Origin of the sequence: Longimicrobium terrae (genome assembly GCF_014202995.1) — a bacterium.
In the GTDB taxonomy this organism is placed as follows: domain Bacteria; phylum Gemmatimonadota; class Gemmatimonadetes; order Longimicrobiales; family Longimicrobiaceae; genus Longimicrobium; species Longimicrobium terrae.
In genome coordinates, this window is sequence record NZ_JACHIA010000025.1 from 1 (window position 1) to 17,153 (window position 17,153).

13 protein-coding genes and 1 pseudogene are annotated in these 17,153 nt (G+C 68.9%); 4 read left to right on the forward strand and 10 right to left on the reverse strand.

Features of this window, described 5'->3' with window-relative positions; genetic code table 11:
• Positions 1–594, forward strand: a 594-nt coding sequence (locus HNQ61_RS25025; protein WP_221305281.1) for a transposase, incomplete at its 5' end; no start/stop codon positions are given.
• Positions 595–775: 181 nt separating this feature from the next.
• Here HNQ61_RS25025 and HNQ61_RS25030 read toward each other — a convergent pair.
• The 5 genes from HNQ61_RS25030 to HNQ61_RS25050 all read right to left on the reverse strand — a co-directional run bounded on the left by HNQ61_RS25030 (position 776) and on the right by HNQ61_RS25050 (position 9,341).
• Positions 776–1,894: an NAD(P)/FAD-dependent oxidoreductase gene (locus HNQ61_RS25030; protein WP_170038572.1), complete on the reverse strand. Its 1,119-nt coding sequence runs from the start codon at positions 1,892–1,894 to the stop codon at positions 776–778.
• Entirely contained in the window at positions 1,894–2,328 is a 435-nt protein-coding gene (locus HNQ61_RS25035; protein ID WP_170038570.1) for a hypothetical protein, read from the reverse strand. Before HNQ61_RS25035 ends, HNQ61_RS25030 begins: the two co-directional genes overlap by 1 nt.
• A complete protein-coding gene (locus tag HNQ61_RS25040; protein ID WP_170038568.1) occupies positions 2,325–5,213 on the reverse strand; it encodes a LodA/GoxA family CTQ-dependent oxidase in 2,889 nt (962 codons plus the stop codon). The genes HNQ61_RS25035 and HNQ61_RS25040 overlap by 4 nt, the downstream gene beginning before the upstream one ends.
• Before the next feature lie 193 nt (positions 5,214–5,406).
• Positions 5,407–7,548, reverse strand: a complete 2,142-nt coding sequence (locus tag HNQ61_RS25045) for a tyrosinase family protein (RefSeq protein ID WP_170038566.1) — start codon at positions 7,546–7,548, stop codon at positions 5,407–5,409.
• Positions 7,549–7,568: 20 nt separating this feature from the next.
• Entirely contained in the window at positions 7,569–9,341 is a 1,773-nt protein-coding gene (locus HNQ61_RS25050) for a multicopper oxidase family protein (protein WP_170038564.1), read from the reverse strand.
• Between the two features lie 469 nt (positions 9,342–9,810).
• Between HNQ61_RS25050 and HNQ61_RS25055 the strand changes: the two genes are divergently transcribed.
• From HNQ61_RS25055 to HNQ61_RS25065, 3 genes are all read left to right on the forward strand, one after another.
• Positions 9,811–10,971: a 6-bladed beta-propeller gene (locus tag HNQ61_RS25055; protein ID WP_183685848.1), complete on the forward strand. Its 1,161-nt coding sequence runs from the start codon at positions 9,811–9,813 to the stop codon at positions 10,969–10,971.
• 112 nt (positions 10,972–11,083) lie between these two features.
• Complete coding sequence (locus tag HNQ61_RS25060; protein WP_221239729.1) at positions 11,084–11,314, forward strand: hypothetical protein; 231 nt, start codon at positions 11,084–11,086, stop codon at positions 11,312–11,314.
• Between the two features lie 203 nt (positions 11,315–11,517).
• On the forward strand, positions 11,518–12,201 hold the full coding sequence (locus tag HNQ61_RS25065; protein WP_170038558.1) for an Ig-like domain-containing protein: 684 nt from the start codon (positions 11,518–11,520) through the stop codon (positions 12,199–12,201).
• A gap of 255 nt (positions 12,202–12,456) precedes the next feature.
• On the opposite strand, the pseudogene HNQ61_RS25070 reads toward HNQ61_RS25065, so the two are convergent.
• The 5 genes and pseudogenes from HNQ61_RS25070 to HNQ61_RS25090 all read right to left on the reverse strand — a co-directional run bounded on the left by HNQ61_RS25070 (position 12,457) and on the right by HNQ61_RS25090 (position 17,133).
• Positions 12,457–13,349: pseudogene (locus tag HNQ61_RS25070) on the reverse strand (NmrA family NAD(P)-binding protein).
• 108 nt (positions 13,350–13,457) lie between these two features.
• Positions 13,458–14,414, reverse strand: coding sequence for an SGNH/GDSL hydrolase family protein (locus HNQ61_RS25075; protein WP_170038556.1), 957 nt, complete (start codon positions 14,412–14,414; stop codon positions 13,458–13,460).
• 186 nt (positions 14,415–14,600) lie between these two features.
• Positions 14,601–15,911 carry a toll/interleukin-1 receptor domain-containing protein gene (locus HNQ61_RS25080; RefSeq protein WP_170038554.1) on the reverse strand — a complete coding sequence of 437 codons (1,311 nt, stop codon included), beginning with the start codon at positions 15,909–15,911 and terminating at the stop codon, positions 14,601–14,603.
• A 95-nt stretch (positions 15,912–16,006) separates the two neighbouring features.
• On the reverse strand, positions 16,007–16,738 hold the full coding sequence (locus HNQ61_RS25085) for an ATP-binding cassette domain-containing protein (RefSeq protein WP_170038552.1): 732 nt from the start codon (positions 16,736–16,738) through the stop codon (positions 16,007–16,009).
• Positions 16,735–17,133, reverse strand: a complete 399-nt coding sequence (locus HNQ61_RS25090; protein ID WP_170038549.1) for a hypothetical protein — start codon at positions 17,131–17,133, stop codon at positions 16,735–16,737. Before HNQ61_RS25090 ends, HNQ61_RS25085 begins: the two co-directional genes overlap by 4 nt.
• Between the last annotated feature and the right edge of the window lie 20 nt (positions 17,134–17,153).

A 17,153-nucleotide genomic window follows, 5' to 3' on the forward strand; every position in this document is an offset into this window, starting at 1 on the left:
GTGGAGAAGCGGCTGCCGGACGGCTCGTGGCTCAGCCACTTTCAGCCCAGCCGGGCGAAGGGCGGGCCCGTGGGCGAGCCGATCCCGGTGCGGGTGATCGAATATCGGGTCTCGGGCGGCGGGGAGAACATCCGGATCATCACCTCGATCCTGGACCCCGAGGCCGCGCCGGCACAGGAACTCGCGACGCTGTACCACGAGCGGTGGGAGTTCGAGACCGCGCTGGACGAGTTCAAGACGCACCTGCGCGGTGCGCGGACGGTGCTGCGGAGCCAGACGCCAGAGCTGGTCAGGCAGGAGGTGTACGGAATCCTTCTGGCCCACTTCGCTCTGCGCGGCCTGATGCACGAGGCGGCGCTGAGGGGCGGGCGGGATCCGGACCGGATATCCTTTACCCACACGGTGAACGTGGTCCGCCGAACCCTGCCGGGCTTCGCGGCCCTTCCCCCCTCGGGGGTGGATGCGGCACCACGAAGCCGTGCTGGAAGAGATTCTGGACGTGGACGTCGGCGAGCGTCGCCACCGGAAGGCAAAGCGGGGCGTGAAGCGCAAGCAGAGCCGCTACCCCGTCCGGCGCCGGAGCGAGCCGTCTGAGAAGATCGACCCGCGTGTCGTCGAGGTGCTTAGGTGAATGGTATTACGCCTTCGCGGACTGCGGCGGCAGCCCGGGTGCGCGTCCCCGACGGCAGCGCGACGACGGTTTTCCGCGCGGCCAGAGCCTTCTCCGGCCGATCGGAATCGGACAGCGGGCGGGCGGGTCCGCGGGAGACGGCGGTCAGGCCGCGATCGCCGAGGTGCGGACGGGGGCGTGGCGGCGGCGCCAGAACTCGTGCGCGGGCCAGCGCTGCTCGTCCGCGTAGTAGCGGGCGCGTGACGCCAGGTAGCCGTCGAACTCGCGGCGGATGAAGTCGCGGTAGCGCGCGATTCCCGCATCGTCGCCCCGGGCCAGCAGGTCGCCCGCGGCGTAGGCGGCAAAGATCCCGCCCCGCAGCGCCTTGGTCATCCCTTGGGACGAGAGCGGGTCGAACGTGGACGCCGCGTCGCCCACGGCAAGCCAGTCCTCCCCCGCGGCGGCGGTCAGCCGGCGCGAGCGGGCGGCGCGGACCAGCGGCTCGCCCTCCGCCGCGGCGCCGTCCAGCGCCTCCATCACCCGCGGCGCGCTCCTCCGCAGCAGCGCGCGCCACGCCGTGCCCCGGTGCAGCCGCATCCCCCGCGCGATGTCCGTATCCGTCATGCACGCCACCACACGGCGGCCGTCCGGGAGCGGCGCCGTGTACCACCATCCATCCTCGAACGCCTCCACCAGGGTGTGCGGCGTCCCTCCATCGGGCTGGCGAAAGAAGCGGACGAACCCCGCCAGCCGGTCGAATGCGACCGACCGGACGCCGCCCGCGCGCCGGGCCAGCGCGGCCCCGGCGCCAGTCGCATCCATCACGAACCTCGCGTCCACCGCCGCCCCGGTGGACAGCGACAATCGCCATCCATCCTCCGTACGCGCCGCCTCCGCCACCCGCGCCCCGCGCAGCACGCGAACGCCCGCCGCCTCCGCGCGGTCCGCCAGCATCGCGTCGAACGCGCCGCGGTCCAGGTGCCATCCCACCTGCCGCACGTGGAACACGAAGTCGTTCTCATGCGCCCGCTCCGAGCCCCACGCCGCGGCGGTTCCGTACGCCGGGTGATGGCACTGCCCGGCGAACGCCTCCGCCACGCCCAGGTGCTCCAGGATCTCCGTGGCGGGCGGCGGCAGCGTTTCGCCCACGCGCGGCCCGGCGTAGTCCGACGCCTCCATGAGCGCGACGGACAGGCCGGGCGCGTGGGCGCGCAGCGTGATCGCCGCCGCGCACCCCGCGGGGCCGCCTCCGGCGATCGCCACATCCACACGTTCCCGCACCATCAGTCCTGCAGCACGGCGTACCACGATCCCACCACGCCGGCGGGCGAGATTCCGCCCCCGCTGGAGGGGTGCGGGATGGTGCGGACGATGGAGCCCACGATGGCGCGGCGCTGCTGCACGCCGTTGGGCCACGCCGGCACCAGCCACCCGATGTAGTCGTAGATCCACTCGTTGCCGCCGATGACGCCCTTGCCCTGAAAGCGCACCTGTCCCGGGTTGCCGGGCGCCATGGAGCCCTGCAGCGCCAGCGACCATCCGTCCCCGCCGATGGTGCCGGCCAGGATCTCCGGCCCGCCCTCCTCGATCACCAGCGTGCCGAAGCCCAGCTGCAGCACGTTGAAGTCGTCGTTGCCGTCCTTGTCCAGATGAAATTCCGGGTCGTTGTAGAAGCTGCGGTAGGTCCAGCTTCCCACGAACGGGTTGGGGCTGCTCATTCGTCGTTCTCCTGATTGCGAGGGGTGTATTCGGTGCTCACGTACGGCGGAATGGGTGGCGGCGGCACGATGTTGCCCAGCATGTTGCGCTGCGCGAACGGGTTGCGGATCACGAAGCCCAGCCGCCACCACTCCGTAACCATCTTCAGGTCGCCCTCCTTGGTCTGCGGAACCCCGCGGGCCCACACGCCCCACTGGTAGTCCGCGGTGGGGCTCAGCGGGCCGTTGGCGGAAAACACGTCCATGGGCCGGTGCGCGGGCCACCACAGCGTTTCCCACATACGCTGGCCGCGCGTCATGGCCGAGTCGCCGTCGCTCTCGGGATACAGCACGTTCCACTGCGCGTAGGTGACGTCGATGCTCTGCGTGGAGCACTCGTTGAAGTCCGCCTGCCAGGGGAGCGCCATGGACTTGGTGAGGTCTCCCGGCTGCAGTCCCACGTCGAAGTCGTTCTTGTGCCCCAGCGGCTTGGAGATGTACGAGGTGAACTCCGGCTCGTTGGCGCCGGTGCCGGTGTTGCTCTGCGCCGCCGTCTCCTGAAAGACGTAGAAGGCGGGATCGGCCTTGATGCGCCACGGGCGCTGGTAGATGGAGGGATTCCTCATCACCCAGCCCACCTCGCCGCCGGGGCAGAAGGCGCCGCCCACGATGTTGCTCAACACGCCGCGGTCCAGGTCGCGCCCGGTGCGGTTCACCCAGCCGGCGTACGGCGCCCAGGGGTCGGGGTCGCCCCACCCTTCGCGTTTTTCGTTGTAGAACCGCCCCGCCGCCCACTGCCGCAGCAGGAAGTACTGCGTGTCCGTCAGCCGCAGAAACTTGGACGTGAGCGTGTTGCTGATGGGATTGTCACCCGCCAGCAGCGGCATGAGTGGCAGGTTGTGGGTGCGCATCTCCGGGCTGCCGCCGGCGAAGAAGCGATTTTCCTCGCCGGGCGGGCGCAGCAGATCGAACAGAAACTGCCGGTACGCGCGGTTGGGGTCGTGCGTGTTGGCCACGATGGCGGCCTCGCGGCACTCTTCCAGCAGCCGCCCCGTGTGCAGCTTGCGCAGGTGGTCGCGCAGCGCGGTGCGCAGGCCGGCGCCCATGTGCGCACGCGCTTGGTTCTCGCCCTCCGCGCCCGGTCCGTCCGCGGCGGCATCCGCCATCCGCGGCGCGCCGCGAAAGAGCTGCCCGCCCGCGTCCCGCCCGTCCGCCGGGTCCTGGCCCAGCGGAGCCAGCAGTTCGTCCACCCGGCCGTCCAGCCGGGCGCGCGCCTCCGCCAGCTCCGGGCGCGGGCCCGCCTGCCGGAACGCGCGCAGCCAGCCGTCCAGCCCGGCCGTGTCGCCGGGGTGCATCCCCGGCTCCGCGGCCGCGCCCTCGCCCACCAGTTCGCCCACGGGCTGCGCCGCCGTCCCCGCCTCGGCCAGCGCGTCGGGCGCGGTCATGGGGTCGAGCCGCGCGGTGCCGCCTTCGCCCGCGGCGCCCGCCAGCGCGGCCACGTACGCCGCCACCGCGGCCCGGAGCGCATCCGCCGTGTCTTCCGTCAGCAGCCCGGGAAGGCCGCCCTCCATCTCCCCCGCCGCCTGGCCGGACCGTGCGCGGGCGCCGGCAAGCTCCGCCTGCGCCTGCTTTTCCAGCACGTCCAGCGTGGGCTGCAGCGTTTCTACGAACAGGTCGCCCGTGCGCAGCCGCTCGATGCACGCGGCCTCGGCCTCGCGCACGCGCTTCCAGTTCACCTCCGGCGGCACGCCCAGCTTGTCGGGGTCAAAGGTGCCGCGGGTGGACTGGTTGTGCGGAAAGTTGGACAGGCCCAGGATGTCGCTCAGGTAGCTGAACTCGTCCGGGCGAAAGAGGATGTTCCAGATGTCGCGGTAGAACCACGGGCGGTAGTCCGGATTCCACTGCAGCCGCCCCGCGCGCCACATGGCCAGCGCCTCGGGATCGGACTCGCTCACCCGCTGCGGCGCGCCAAAGGTGCCCGACTGGCCGTACATGTCGGTGCGCGTGGCGAACTGGCGGATGTTGAGGTCCTCCACCACTTCGTCCATGGTGATCATGTCCAGGATCTCGGGGACGTAGCCCGGATATCCGCAGATCACCCACGCGGGATACTCCACGTCCACGTAGCGCAGCGACCCCTCCGCCGCGGGGGACTGCATGACGAGCCGCGCCATCACCGGCCCGTCGCTGGTGTCGTCGAACCAGCCGTCGTTGTTGGCGTAGTGGTCGATGCGCGGCTGCCCGAAATCGCCGTACTTCCACGTCCCCGCGTTACCGTGGCCGCCCAGAAAGATCAGGCGCCCGGCGTCGTCCGTCCGCATCTCTCCCAGCGTGTCGATGGAATGCGGCTTGAGCTTGGGCGGAAAGACGGTGGCGTACTGGCTGCCGCCGTCGCGGTCAAAGCGGGCGGCGCGCGCCGTGGTCGTGTTCACCGTGCGCGGGCCGGGGTCGATCATCAGCTGCCGGCGGGCGTGCTTGCCCTTGATGCCGGGATTGCGGCGCGGGTGGTCCTTGGCGTAGCCGTGCTCGCCTTCCTGCTGCTTGAACTCGTACCATGACGATTTCTTGTTGGCCGGCCAGACGCGCCACTCCACGTCCACCAAGGTGCCCTGGTTGCCGCCGCCGGCCACCCCGTCGCCCAGGTGCAGCGGGCGTCCCTGGGGGCTTTCGTCGTCATACACGTAGATCTGAAAGCGCGCGGCCTGGCGCTTTACGCGGCCTTCTTCGTCCTTGAAGGCGGTGACCGTCTGCTCCGTCCTGCCATCCGGCGACAGGCGCGCGTTTCCCGCCGCGTCGCAAGCGATGGGGAGGGCGGCGGGCGCTTCCGGCGAGATGTAGAAGCCATCCGGGCTGTTCCCCAGGCGGGCGATGCCGATGGCGGGGTGGATTCGGTAGATGGGCGGCATGGGCGCGGAAGTGAAGGAAGTGCGAAAGTGAAGTGCGTGAGTGCGTGAGTGCGGGGTGCGTGAGTGCGACGGATGGCGGTCGGTCGGCTTCGGCGCGGGTGGCCGGCACCGGTCAGGCGGGCTGACCGGGCCGGATCCTCCGCTGGAGGCGCACTCACGCACTCACGCACCCCGCACTCACGCACTTCCCCTCCTAGTCCAGAAAGTTCAGCGACACGCTTTCCAGCCGAAGCAGCTCGTTGTCTTCGCAGAAGTCCGCGCCGATGGTGACGAGCGTGATCTGCAGCGAACTGGCGCCTTTGCGCACCAGGTCGGCGGCGGTCTGGGTGACGTTGACGCGGTGGTTGCGCGGCGTGTTGTGGCTGCGCGGGCGAAGGTCGAACGGGCGCCGCTCCGGCACGCGGCAGTGCCCCGGACCGCCAATGCACTCGCCGTGGCCGAAGATGGCCAGGTAGCCGGCGTACGCCGGATGGTCGATGGGCGTGTCGGCGTTGGCGTCCGGCAGGTTGAGGAACACCCGCACGAAGCACGAGCGGTCCAGCTGCGGCACGCGGTGCAGCCGCACCTCCGCCGAGCGGAATCCCCTGCGCACCGGCTCCGGCACCGTGATGGGGCGGGAGACGAAGCGGCCCACCGGCATCTCGGCGCCCACCGGGATCAGGCAGGTGCTCTTCACGTACTCATAGCCGAAACGGGAGATGTCCAGCGTGTCCGCCATGGTGTAGCTCCACGGCGTCAGCACCGAATCCAGGTCCGCCGGCCTGGCGGCGGGGTTCAGCTGCTGCCACTCGGCCCACACGCGGTCGATGTTCACGTGAATGGGCCAGAACACCGGGTCGAACGACGCCGTCAGGTTGCTGAACATGTCGCCGAACTGCTGCTGCACATGCATGTCCTCGCGCGTGTGGATGCGCCGGTCCTGCACGCGCACCGCGCGGTTGCGCGACGTCCCCGCGTCCCCCGCCAGCGCCGCCGCCCCCGCGGGGTCCAGCGCGCCGGGATAGTCCGGGTTCATCCCCCCCGTCCACAGGTGCATGGTGTTGTGGGGGTTCTGGTCCAGAAACCCGAAGGAGTCGTTGTACAGGCTCCCCCCGCCGAAGTCGCGGAACGTCCGCAGCGCCATGATCTGCGCCATGTCGCCCGCGGTGGGATAGTGGTAGTGCACCTTCTGGTTGAGCGTGACCGGCTTGCCGTTGCTGTTGTACTCGGCCGGGTAGCGCAGCGGGTACCACAGCGAGTTCACGTCCATCAGCGCGTCGATGAACCGGTTGCGGTACTCGCCCTGGGTGTACTCCTCCGCGACGCCGAACTCCGTCTTCATCGCGGTGAAGAACCGGAACAGCGAGGCGTAGTGGCGGCCCGTCATTCCGCGCACGCGCTCCGCCACCTCCGCCGGCAGGGCGGGGTCGGCGTCGTACTCCAGCCAGTCCACCGCGGCGCCGGTCAGGTACGCCTGATAGGATAGGGGGATGATCTGCCCCTTGTCCGGGCACTCCGGGCGGTACTGGGGCATGGTGAAGTCCCAGTACGGCATGCTGATGCCGGGCACCACGTCCTGCAGCGCCTGCTCGAACTCGTACAGGTACACGCGGTGCCAGGGAAGAAAGCGCTCCCACCCGTGCTGGCAGTGGTCCTGGTGAATCAGGGCGATGTTGTTGTAGCTGCGCCGGTCCGCCGGCCACTTGTTCAGCGCGTACAGTTCACGGAACGCGGTACGCAGCTCCTCCACCTGGTGCGGCGTCATGCAGTCCAGGTTCACCCGCTGCCGCAGCTCGCCCGGGGCGGGGCGCGCCTCTTCCTGCGCGCCGTACACGCGGGTGATGACGGCTTCCACCGGCGCCGCGTCCAGCCGCACCGTTCCCGCCGCGCCCTCCGCCTCCGCGGTGGCGGCCACGGAGAACTCGCGGTCGTCCCCCGGGAGCCCGTCGTCGATCCAGTCGCTGATGAACTGCGCGTCCTCGTCCGCCACCGCGGCGCCGCCCCAGGGCAGGCGCGGAAAGACGGACCCGTCGTACGGCGCCTGGCCGCGGATGCCGCGCACCAGGCCGCTGGCCGCGCCCCGGCCCGGGTGGGCGGGGAACTCCGCGCCCACCACCGCGCCGTCCGGACGCTCCGCGGTGACCGCGCATCCGCAGCCACATCCCGTCTTGGCGGCGGAGGCGGGCTTCGCGGCCGGGGCGATCATGCGGACGCCGTAGACTTCCACCGCCGCCAGCTCTCCGAGCGTCAAGTGCCAGGGCCGGCCCACGCCGCCGTAGTCGGAGGTGCTGGCGCCCGCGGCCGTGTCCAGGATCTGCCGGACGCGCTCCCAGCGCGTCGTTGCGTTCTGCTCCATCGGTGATGTTCTCCCTGGCCTCAGTGCGATCCGTGGGCGTGTCCGGCGGGCGCGCCGTCCGGGCGCGGGTGCGGGCGCGGCATCTCCTTTACCACCTCCACCGTTTCCATCATCCCCAGATCCTCGTGGTCCAGGATGTGGCAGTGGATCACAAAGCTCCCCGTGAAGTCGGTGTACTGCGTGTACACGGTCACCGTGTCGCCGCCGGGGATGAACTGCGTGTCTTTCCACACCCACTGCGCCCGCCCGTCCGGCCCCGTGCGCGACACCTGGAACGGGTTGATGTGGATGTGGAACACGTGCGGCAGCGGCGGGATTCCGTTGCCGCCCTGCACCGCCGCGGGATCGCCCACCGTGGTCAGCGACCACATGTCGATGCTGTCCAGCTCCAGGTAGCGGGTGCGGCTCTCGTTGAACGCGGAGTAGTTGATCTCGAACGAGTTGCGCGGATTGGCGGACTGCATTCCGCTGCCGAGCTTGAAGACGGCTTCCTGCACGCCCGTGGCGGTGGTGGACAGGTCCACCCCGGCGAACGGGGCCAGCGGCGCCATCTCCGCCGTCGTGGGAAGGCGCATGGGCACGCGCGGCCCCGCAACCTCAAGGATGGCGATCAGGTTGGCGTCTTCCGCCACGCCGCGAAGCCCCTTGGCCGCGCTGGCCGAATCGTCCACCAGCTGGTAGCGGCCCGGCATGCCCGCCTGCACCAGCACATCGCTGCGGTAGCCCGGATACAGGATGATGGGCTGGCCGTCGCGCCAGGTGTCCACGCGGCCGGTGTACAGGCCGTCCGTGGCGATCTCGTGCAGCGCGTGGCCCTGCAGGCGGATCGCCATGGTTTCGCGGAACGAGCCGTCCACCAGCCGCCACCGCTGCACCTCGCCCGGCCGCATCCGGATGACGGGGACGATCTGCCCGTTGATGGTCACCTGGCGGTTGGAGCTGAGCCAGGTGCAGTTGGGGGAGCCCTGGGCGCAGAGCGCGGGGCTGTTGCTGCCGTCGGGAAAGAAGGCGGCGATGTTTTCCGATTCGCCCGCCGTGTCGTACAGGATGGTCTGGATGACCAGCACCTTTTCGCGCTCGTTGGCGGCGCGCAGCGAGGCGGGAATGGTGTTGGGATCGTCCTCCACCACCAGCGCGCCAGCCATGGCGCTCCCCACCTGGATGGCGGTGGAGCCGTGGGTGTGCGCGTGGTACCAGTAACTGCCGCGCGTGTGGTCCGCCGGAAGCGCGATGCTGTAGCGCAGGGTGTCCTGCGGGGGGATGGCCAGCAGCACGTTGTCGCTGTTGCCGTTGGGCGAAACGTGCAGCCCGTGCGTGTGCAGGTTGGTGGTGTTGAACGAGTACGGCCGCATGTCCAGGAACGCGACCGTGTCTTCCTGCAGGAACTGGCTCCGCACCTGGGCCGGGGTTTCGGCGGGGAGGCGGTTGTTGAGCAGCGGGGCGATGGTGTCGCCCGGCCGCACGCGCAGGGTGGGGCCCACCAGCGCGCCGTTGTAGCTGCGCAGCCGCACCGGGCAGCCGCCGATGGAGGTGGTGGCCTTGTCCGTGTACTGCACCCGCAGGTCGGTGGTCAGCACGCCGTTGCGCGCGAGCAGTTCCGGCGGGTTGCGAAAGGGTTCCTGTCCGTATCCGCCCTGGCTGCGCGGCGCGACGTTGATGGGCCGGTACGCGCAGGGGTTGGCGGCGGCGGGCGCGGGCGCGCCGCCCGGGCGGGGGCCCTGCGCGGTGGCGCAGGCGGCGAACAGGCAGACGGTCGCCAGAGCGGCCGCGGAGGCACTGCGATGGGTTCGCATGGGATTGAGCCGGTCTCGTTCGGGGATGGGAAGGGGAAGTCGCAAGCGGCGGGTCAGGATGCGCCGGCACTGGGGAGCGTTCCGGCACAAAGGGGGTGCAAGCGGGATTCCTTCGGGTACGGCCCGGCTTCGCAATCAACCTAAGTATCTGCGACGTATCACAGATGCAGCGGATCTGGCGTCATGCGTTCACTTGCTGCTTCGGTGGCCCGAGTGGGGCGCACATCGGGCAGGTGGGACAGAAGAGGTGCATGGAATGCGCGGTTAGTGAAATCAACCGCTCTCGTCAACTACTGTCGTATTGAGGGTTGGTTCAGGGTTTGGCGGGTGCCCGTAAACCTGTGCGGCGCGTCCGGACCAACGATCTTGCGGACCGGTCCCGACCCAGCTATTCATGTTTTATGTCCTATTGTGCTCGCGTGCTGGGCGTCCTTGATTCAGGACTGGGGAGACGGTGAGGACGATTTCGATGTGGCTCGCCGCAGTCGCCGGCGCATTCGTGGTCGCAACGGCGCCGCTGGGTTCCCAGCCGGTGGTCAGGATGGACGCACGCGACCAAGCGCTGCGCCGGGAGGCGCGGCAGCTCCATGCCGTGGGCGCGGCGGAGGGGCGGGGAGCGGACGTGTTCGGCGGGGTGGCCGGCGTGGCGTTCGACGGCGCGGAGAACCTGTACGTGCTGGACCGCGTGAACGCGCGCGTCGCCGTCTTCGACTCCGCCGGCCGGTTCGTGCGCACGCTGGGGCGGCGGGGCGGGGGGCCGGGCGAGTTCTCCCTTCCGCAGCAGATGGCCGTCACGCGCGCGGGCGAGGTCATCGTCTCCGACGCGGGGCACGGCGCGCTGATCATTTTCGGGCGGGACGGAAGCGCGCGCTCGGTCCGCTATCCGGGCGTGGGCACGCTGATGGGCCGGACGCTCGCGCCCCATCCGCGCGGCGGCGTGGTCAGCCTCGCGATGGGCAATCCGGCGGCGGGCGGGGCGAACGCGATCGGCGAAGAAACGCTGCTCTGGATCCCCACGGGCGCAGGCGCGTCGCGCACGCTGGCCAGCGTGAGCACGCCCCGCGGCCGTGGGGCAGGGAGCGCGGGGTCTCGCGAAAGACCGGCCTTTTCGCCGTCGTTCCGCTTCGCGGTGCTGGCGGACGGCGGCGTCGCGGTCGCGGACGGGACGGCGTACGCCATCCGCATTCTGGATTCGAGCGGGCGGGTGCTGCGCGTGCTTCAGCGGCCCATCGCACCGCGCCGCGTCACCGCGCGCGACCGGGAACACGAGATGGATTGGCGGGAGTCGCTGGCCTCCAGCGGCGGAATCCGCATCGTGGGCCCGCGCGGCGCCGTCATCCCGGCTCCCGTCCTCCGCCGTGTTGGCGAGGAGTTGCGGGATGTGGAGTTCGCGGATGTCATGCCGGTCATCCGCCGCATGGGCGTGGATGCGGCGGGAAATCTGTGGATCGAGCGTGCTGGACCGTCGATGGAGCAGAGCGGCGGCGTCGACATCGTCACCCCGGCCGGCCGCTACTTGAGGACGCTCGCTGGCTGGCGGCTTCCGGACGCGTTCAGCCCACACGGGCGCGCCGCGTACATCCGCGAAGACGAAAACGGGGTCCAGCGAGTCGTCGTCGTACGCATCTGAAACGGTGCCTGCGGCAATTCCGACGATCAGAATGCCTTGTTTGATGGTGCAGGAATCCCGGGGAGCAACACCCTTCCGTCCCCATCACGGGTTACCAAGCAGATTCATGAGAATGACAATCGGCAGGATCGTGATCGGGCTTTCCGTGGTTTCGCTGGGTCTGGGGCTGACGGGGCGACAGGCCTGGGCTGCGGAAATTTCGTCCGCCGCTGCGGGTGCTTCGCAGTGTGTTCTGCAACCTGGAGTCTACAAGATCATAGATGCATCCGGAAATCTGGTGGGCGTTCTGCTGGTCTATCCGGATTGTCACACGGAAATCATCAAAGCTGTCGATAATTCCTGATCGTTTCCGGCCGGCACGAGCGCGTCCGAGGCTGGGGCTTCACGGGGCGGATGATGAACGGCGGGCGGTGGCGAGGTGGACGGCGTGCGCGGGATGACGGGTCTCATCCCTTGGGTTTGGGGCCGGTTTGGCGGGGAAGTGGCGCAGATTTCGCGCTTGGTGGCCGATAACCCGCCGGCCTTTCTTCCCGCGATGATTCCATCATGAAGATCCGCACCCCAGTACGGACGTTCTGCGTCCTCGCGTTCACCGCGTTCGCCGCCGCCTGCGAAAGCAGCACCAGCGGCTCCAACGTAGACACGGTCATCATCGAGGCCGACGACTCCGAGGTCACCGTGGGCCAGAGCCTTCAGCTTCAGGCGACGGCGTACGACGACGACGGCGAGCCGCTGAACCGCAACGACATCGAGTGGACGTCCAGCAACCCGTCCGTGGCGACCGTCAGCGCATCGGGCCTGCTCACGGGCGTGTCGCTGGGGACGGTGGCCATCACCGCCGAGGTGGGCGGCGAGTTCGACACGCAGAGCTTTCAGGTGGTTCCCCCGGTGGACGATGGCGACGAGTGCCCCATCACCGCCATCAACATCGGCTCCACCGCGACGGGAACGCTGTCCACCAGCGACTGCGCCCTGGACGACGGAACGCACTTCGACTTCTACGCCTTTACAGTGTCGTCCACGCGCACGGTCACCATCACCCTGCGCTCGTCGGCGTTCGATGCCTACCTGTTCCTGCTGTCGTCCGATGCGCAGGTGATTGCGCAGGACAACGACTCCGGCGGTGGCCGCGACGCCGCCATCACGCGCACGCTGTCCGCGGGCACGTACGTGATCGCCGCCAACAGCTTCAACGTGGCGGACGGCAGCTACACGCTATCCGTGCAGTAGCGGCGGATCGCACGAAACGAGGACCCGGGCTGCCATTGGCGGCCCGGGTCTTTTTTGTTCGGCCGATTCGTCCGCGGCATCGGGAGGAACTGCCGTTTCACACGGAGGCCACGGAGGATGCACGGAGGTCACGGAGGAGTTCGGCTCCGTCCTCCGCCGCGGCGCGTGACCCTTGGCAGCCGTTCCTGGATGACGATCAAAACACCCCCGGCGAGTCCGTCTCGCCGGGGGTGTCGATGTTTTCAGGGACAGCGGTCAGTGGCGGGTGAGCACGTCGCGCGCGTTCGTCCACCGCAGTTCCGGGTAGCGGCCGTTGTCCAGCGAACGAAAGGCCCCCAGGCCGCTGTACATGTTGTACATGTACTGCATGCCCTGCCACGGCGGATAGATTTCGTCCGGCTGCGGTGCCACGGTGCGCGCAACCTTGATCAGCACGCCCAGCAGCCCCAGCCCGCCCGCGCGGAACAGCCGGAACCGCTCGCCGGTGATGTCCGTCATGAGCGCGGCCAGCTCGCGCGCGCTCACCTGGTCCCCCGCGATGCGCAGGATGCGCGGCGTGGACGGATCGAGCGCGGCAGCGGCGGTATAGGCGGCCACGTCGTCCTTGGTGGTGAAATCCATCCGCTGATCGGCATCCTGCCAGTACAGAATCCGCCTGCGCTTGAACAGGATGATGGGCGCCACCCCGGTCAGCATGTCCGCGAACGCCCCGTTCATGATGGACGTCGCCGCGATGGGCGCCCGGTCCACCCGCTCCTTGAACTCGCGCCGCAGATCCAGGTTGCGGTTGGAGCCGGGGGGCAGCGTGGTAAAGTCGATGGCGAAGTCCGACGGAATGAAGCGCGGTGCGCCGGCGCTCACCGCCGCCTCCAGCAGCCGCGTCTGCGCTTCCACGATCACCTCGCGCAGCCCGCTGAGCGCGGACACCACGCATGCCGCGCCGGTGCACGCCCGGCGCAGCGCCTCGGGTCGTCGTACTCCGCTTCGGCGATCTCCACGCCCAGCCCGCGCAGGTGAGCCACCTTGTCCGCCGCCGCGCCGGGGCGCACCAGCGCACGCACCGCCGCGCCGCGGTCAACCAGCGCCCGGGCTATGCGCCCGCCAAGGTCGCCGGTGCCGCCGGCCAGCAGAATGGGCTGCGTTGTCATCGATGATCCGTTCAGGAATCCGGGGAAGGCGCATCTGCCCGCCCAACCCTGAACCAACCTTTCACGTTCCGCGCCGCGATTCCCATCCACGGCCGCGGCGGCGCGTCCTCACGGGTGCGGGGCCGCGCCGTTCCGTGACGGGATCCGTGAGGCCATGTAGCTCACCATCTGCTCGGTGATCCAGTCGCGTACCGGCGTGGTGTAGTGCACGCCGTCCCCGATGTGCATCCACGGGGCGCGCCAGCTGAGCCCGTCGTCCGCCGTCGCGAACGCGCCCAGGTCAATCAGCCCCGCCCCGGTGCGGGCCGCCATCTCGCGGATGCCGGCGTTGACTTCCGCGATCGCGTCGCCCTGTTCAAGGCCCGGGCGGGGCGCCAGCGTGGTCAGAACCAGGTGGTCGGCGGCGTGCCCGGCCGCCATCCACTGATCCATCATCCACTCCAGATTCTGAATCGTGCGCGCGGGCGCGATCCCGCTGCCGAAATCGTTGGTTCCCAGCGAGACGTACGCAAAGTCAGTAGAGTCGGGAACGTACGCGTTCACACGGACAATGCCGCCCTGCGGAAACGCGGTGCCGAACGGCTCCCCGCCGGACCACGGGGCGCCCATCCCCAGCACCTCGGCCTGGAAACGGGTGATGCCGTTCACCATCGCGCGCGCGTTGGGCGAACCGTTGCCGTTGCGGTCGGGACCGCCGTGGTCGCCGCCCCCCGTGGTGGTGCCGGTGATGCCATGGTTCACCACCCGGATCGGCATTGGCTGAAGGGCGCGCCAGCGCAACTCCATGCGTCCGGCCAGCTGCTCGCCGTGGTTGCCCGCCGCGGCGGACGGGCGCGGCGGTGCGTCGGACACGTATGAGCGCGCCAGGACGTGCGGCTCGGCGAAGCTCCACGCCATGTCGGTGTTGGAGTCGCCGAACGTCGTTACGCGCACCGTGTCGGCGGGCGCGAGGCTGGCGATGGGAGCGGGGCCCGTCGATGAATCGCCGCACCCCCCCAGCGGGACGGCGGCCAGAACGAGCAGAATGGGCCAGGAATGATGGCTCGGGATGGTGTTTGCGGGCATCACGCGGTGGTCACGCGGGCGACGGAACGTGTGGGCGAAAAGGAGTTAGCACGCGCCTTCCCGTCGTGCAACTCCCCAAAGCAAGGCCGGGCACCCACAGCCGCCGGGCTGACCCACCCTGCAATTTTCATTGGCATCCGTTCGATTGATCGGGGAGCTTTGGCCCGCCCGAAATGGCCAAGGCCGCTACTCGAGCGAGCGAAGGCGTTTGAGTATCTCATCCTGCGTAATGATCCCCGAGGCTAGAATTTCTTCGTAGCGCTCTCGATCCACGACAATAAGGACCTGCAGGACCTTCTCCGCTTCGCGCTGGTTTTCAGCTGCGAGGATCGTCAGGGCATCATAAAAAAGGGCGCCGCGTTGCAGGCCATTGTGAACGAAGGTCACCGCAAGCTTCCTAAGCTCAGCTCGATTTTGACTGCCGATCAGTCCCACAAGAAGTGGTAGCCCTTGGCTTAATTCCCTGCGTCTCTGCACAAGAGATTCGGCTACCTTCCTCGCTTCGGCCATATTCGTCATTGTTCCAGCCAACTCGCTGAACAGCGCTGAGTCTCCCTTGCCCGCGTCCACCAGGTCGGTCAGTACCTTCCGGAATTCAGCTTGATTTCGCTGCAGAAGCTCGGTGACAAGCATGTGGAACTCGGGCAGACCCGTTGCCTCCGCATGAATAACCTGCCGGGTAATCTCCTGCAGATGGCCCGCATCCTGGATGTTGCAGGCGATCGTCATAGCCAGCTGGAAGTCCTTCTGTGTCAGCAGTCTATTCACAAACTGGAGCTTCGATTGATCACTTCGCAGCCTGCTGTGGATCCGTACGAAATCATCGGTCTCCCCTCTGTTGAGGAAAAACTCTGCGATCGCTTCCCGTTCACCGTCCGCGGTAGGCAGTTCCGCTTTGGGATCACGGTATCTGCTGAACAGCACTGCAATGTCGTGCGTCCCGCTCGCAACCGGATTGGTCGAGAGAAGCTCTGCCGGCTCTGCTCGCCGACTTTGCGGCAGTTGTTCGATGATTCGGCTCAACTTCACGTACACCGCTTCTCGCTTGGCCCGGCGGAGCTTGACGAGAGGTTCAGAGGGCGGATTCACGGACTGGAAGCGGGCCAGTGCGGGCGTCTGTTCGAATCTGCACGGGCTTATGATCACGGGTAGCACACGCGTGCCCCGTTGCTCCGCTGCGACAAGCAATGGTGGCAACTCGTTCCTGGTGATGAAGTCTGACGCCAGGAAATCCGCGCTGATCATCAGGATCGCAACATCAGCCTGAGCGAGCGCTTCCGCGATTTCTTGCTCCCACTGCGAGCCTGCTTGGAGACGAGTGTCGTCCCAAAGCGAAATGACGCCGTCTCGTTCCAAGGGTTTGAGGTGTACCCGCAGCCGGTTCAGCCAGTCGACGTCTGCGTGGCTGTAGGAAATGAAAACATTGTTTCCAGTAATCATGAAACGCAGCCGTTCCATTGCAGGTGCGTGCGGATGAGAATCGCTGTTGATGCTCATCACGTTACGCCGCTTTCCAAGGCGGGACAATGGCTCTTCCAGTGTACTCGTTCGCCAGCGGTCCCTTTTTCCCGGCCCGCCCACCTCGACCTGGGTCAGGCGCGTGCGGGGCGGGCGGCGAGGCCCAGGTAGTCGCGGCGGAACTGCCAGTCGCGGCGGGCGGTTTCCGGGTCGCCGAGCGGGCGCGTGCTTCCGCCCGTCATCCACGTCACCCGGTCCGCGACGGCAAAGATGAACGGCACCTCGTGCCCGGTGAGCACGATGGCCGATCCCCGTGCCGCCAGCGAGCGGAACGCGGCGGTGAACAGCTCCGTATCCGCTGGCGTGATGCCCAGAAACGGTTCGTCCGCCAGCAGGCACTCCGGCGCGCGTACCAGCGCCAGCGCCAGTTCCGCGCGGCGCCGCTCGCCGCCGGAGTAGGTGCCGACGCCCCGGTCCAGCAGGTGGGTGATCCGCAGTTCCTGCAGCACTTCGTCGCGCGGGGGCAGGCCGAAGCGGCGCCGCAGCGCATCCAGGTGCTGTCGCAACGTGAGGGTGCGGGTGAGGGTGCAGCGGTCCGCGGGAAGCAGAAATACGCCCTGCATCGCCAGCCGCGAAAGCCGCGTGCGCGTGTACACCTGGCCGCGGACGCGCAGAACGCCGTGGTCCGGCGCCATCAGCCCCGCCATGATGCGCAGCAGCGTGCTCTTTCCCTCGCCGTTCCGTCCCACGAGCGCCGTCACCACGCCCCGGTCCGCCGCCAGCGTCGCCGCGGACAGCACGGCGCGCTCCCCGAACCGCTTGCCGATGCAGTCCGCGGCCAGGAGCGTCTCCGCCGTGCCGCTCACGACCGGAACACGACGTCGAGGCCGGCGAGCGGGAGCGCCGCATAGGCCGCCAGCGTTCCCCATCCAACGTGCGCGGCGGTGAACGCGGCCTCCAGCCCGAGGGCGGGGAGCACGAGGTACAGGGCGGTCGTGGACCACCCGTAGCCCAGGTTGGCCAGGAACAGGTCCTCATCCCGGCGCCGCGCCTCCACCATGCCCAGCACCACGGTGAGCGCCACGATCAGCGGATTGCCGCCGGGGAGCAGGTCCGCGGGCGCCACGGGCACCCTGGCAGACGCCGCCGCCATCACCGTGATCAGGATGCGCATCAGGTGCAGCAGCACCCAGTACGCCACCGCCCGGCGGATGAGCACGCCCGCGAGCGGCGCGACGAGCAGGTGCCGGGACAGCGCCATGGGGATGAGGAGATCGGAGG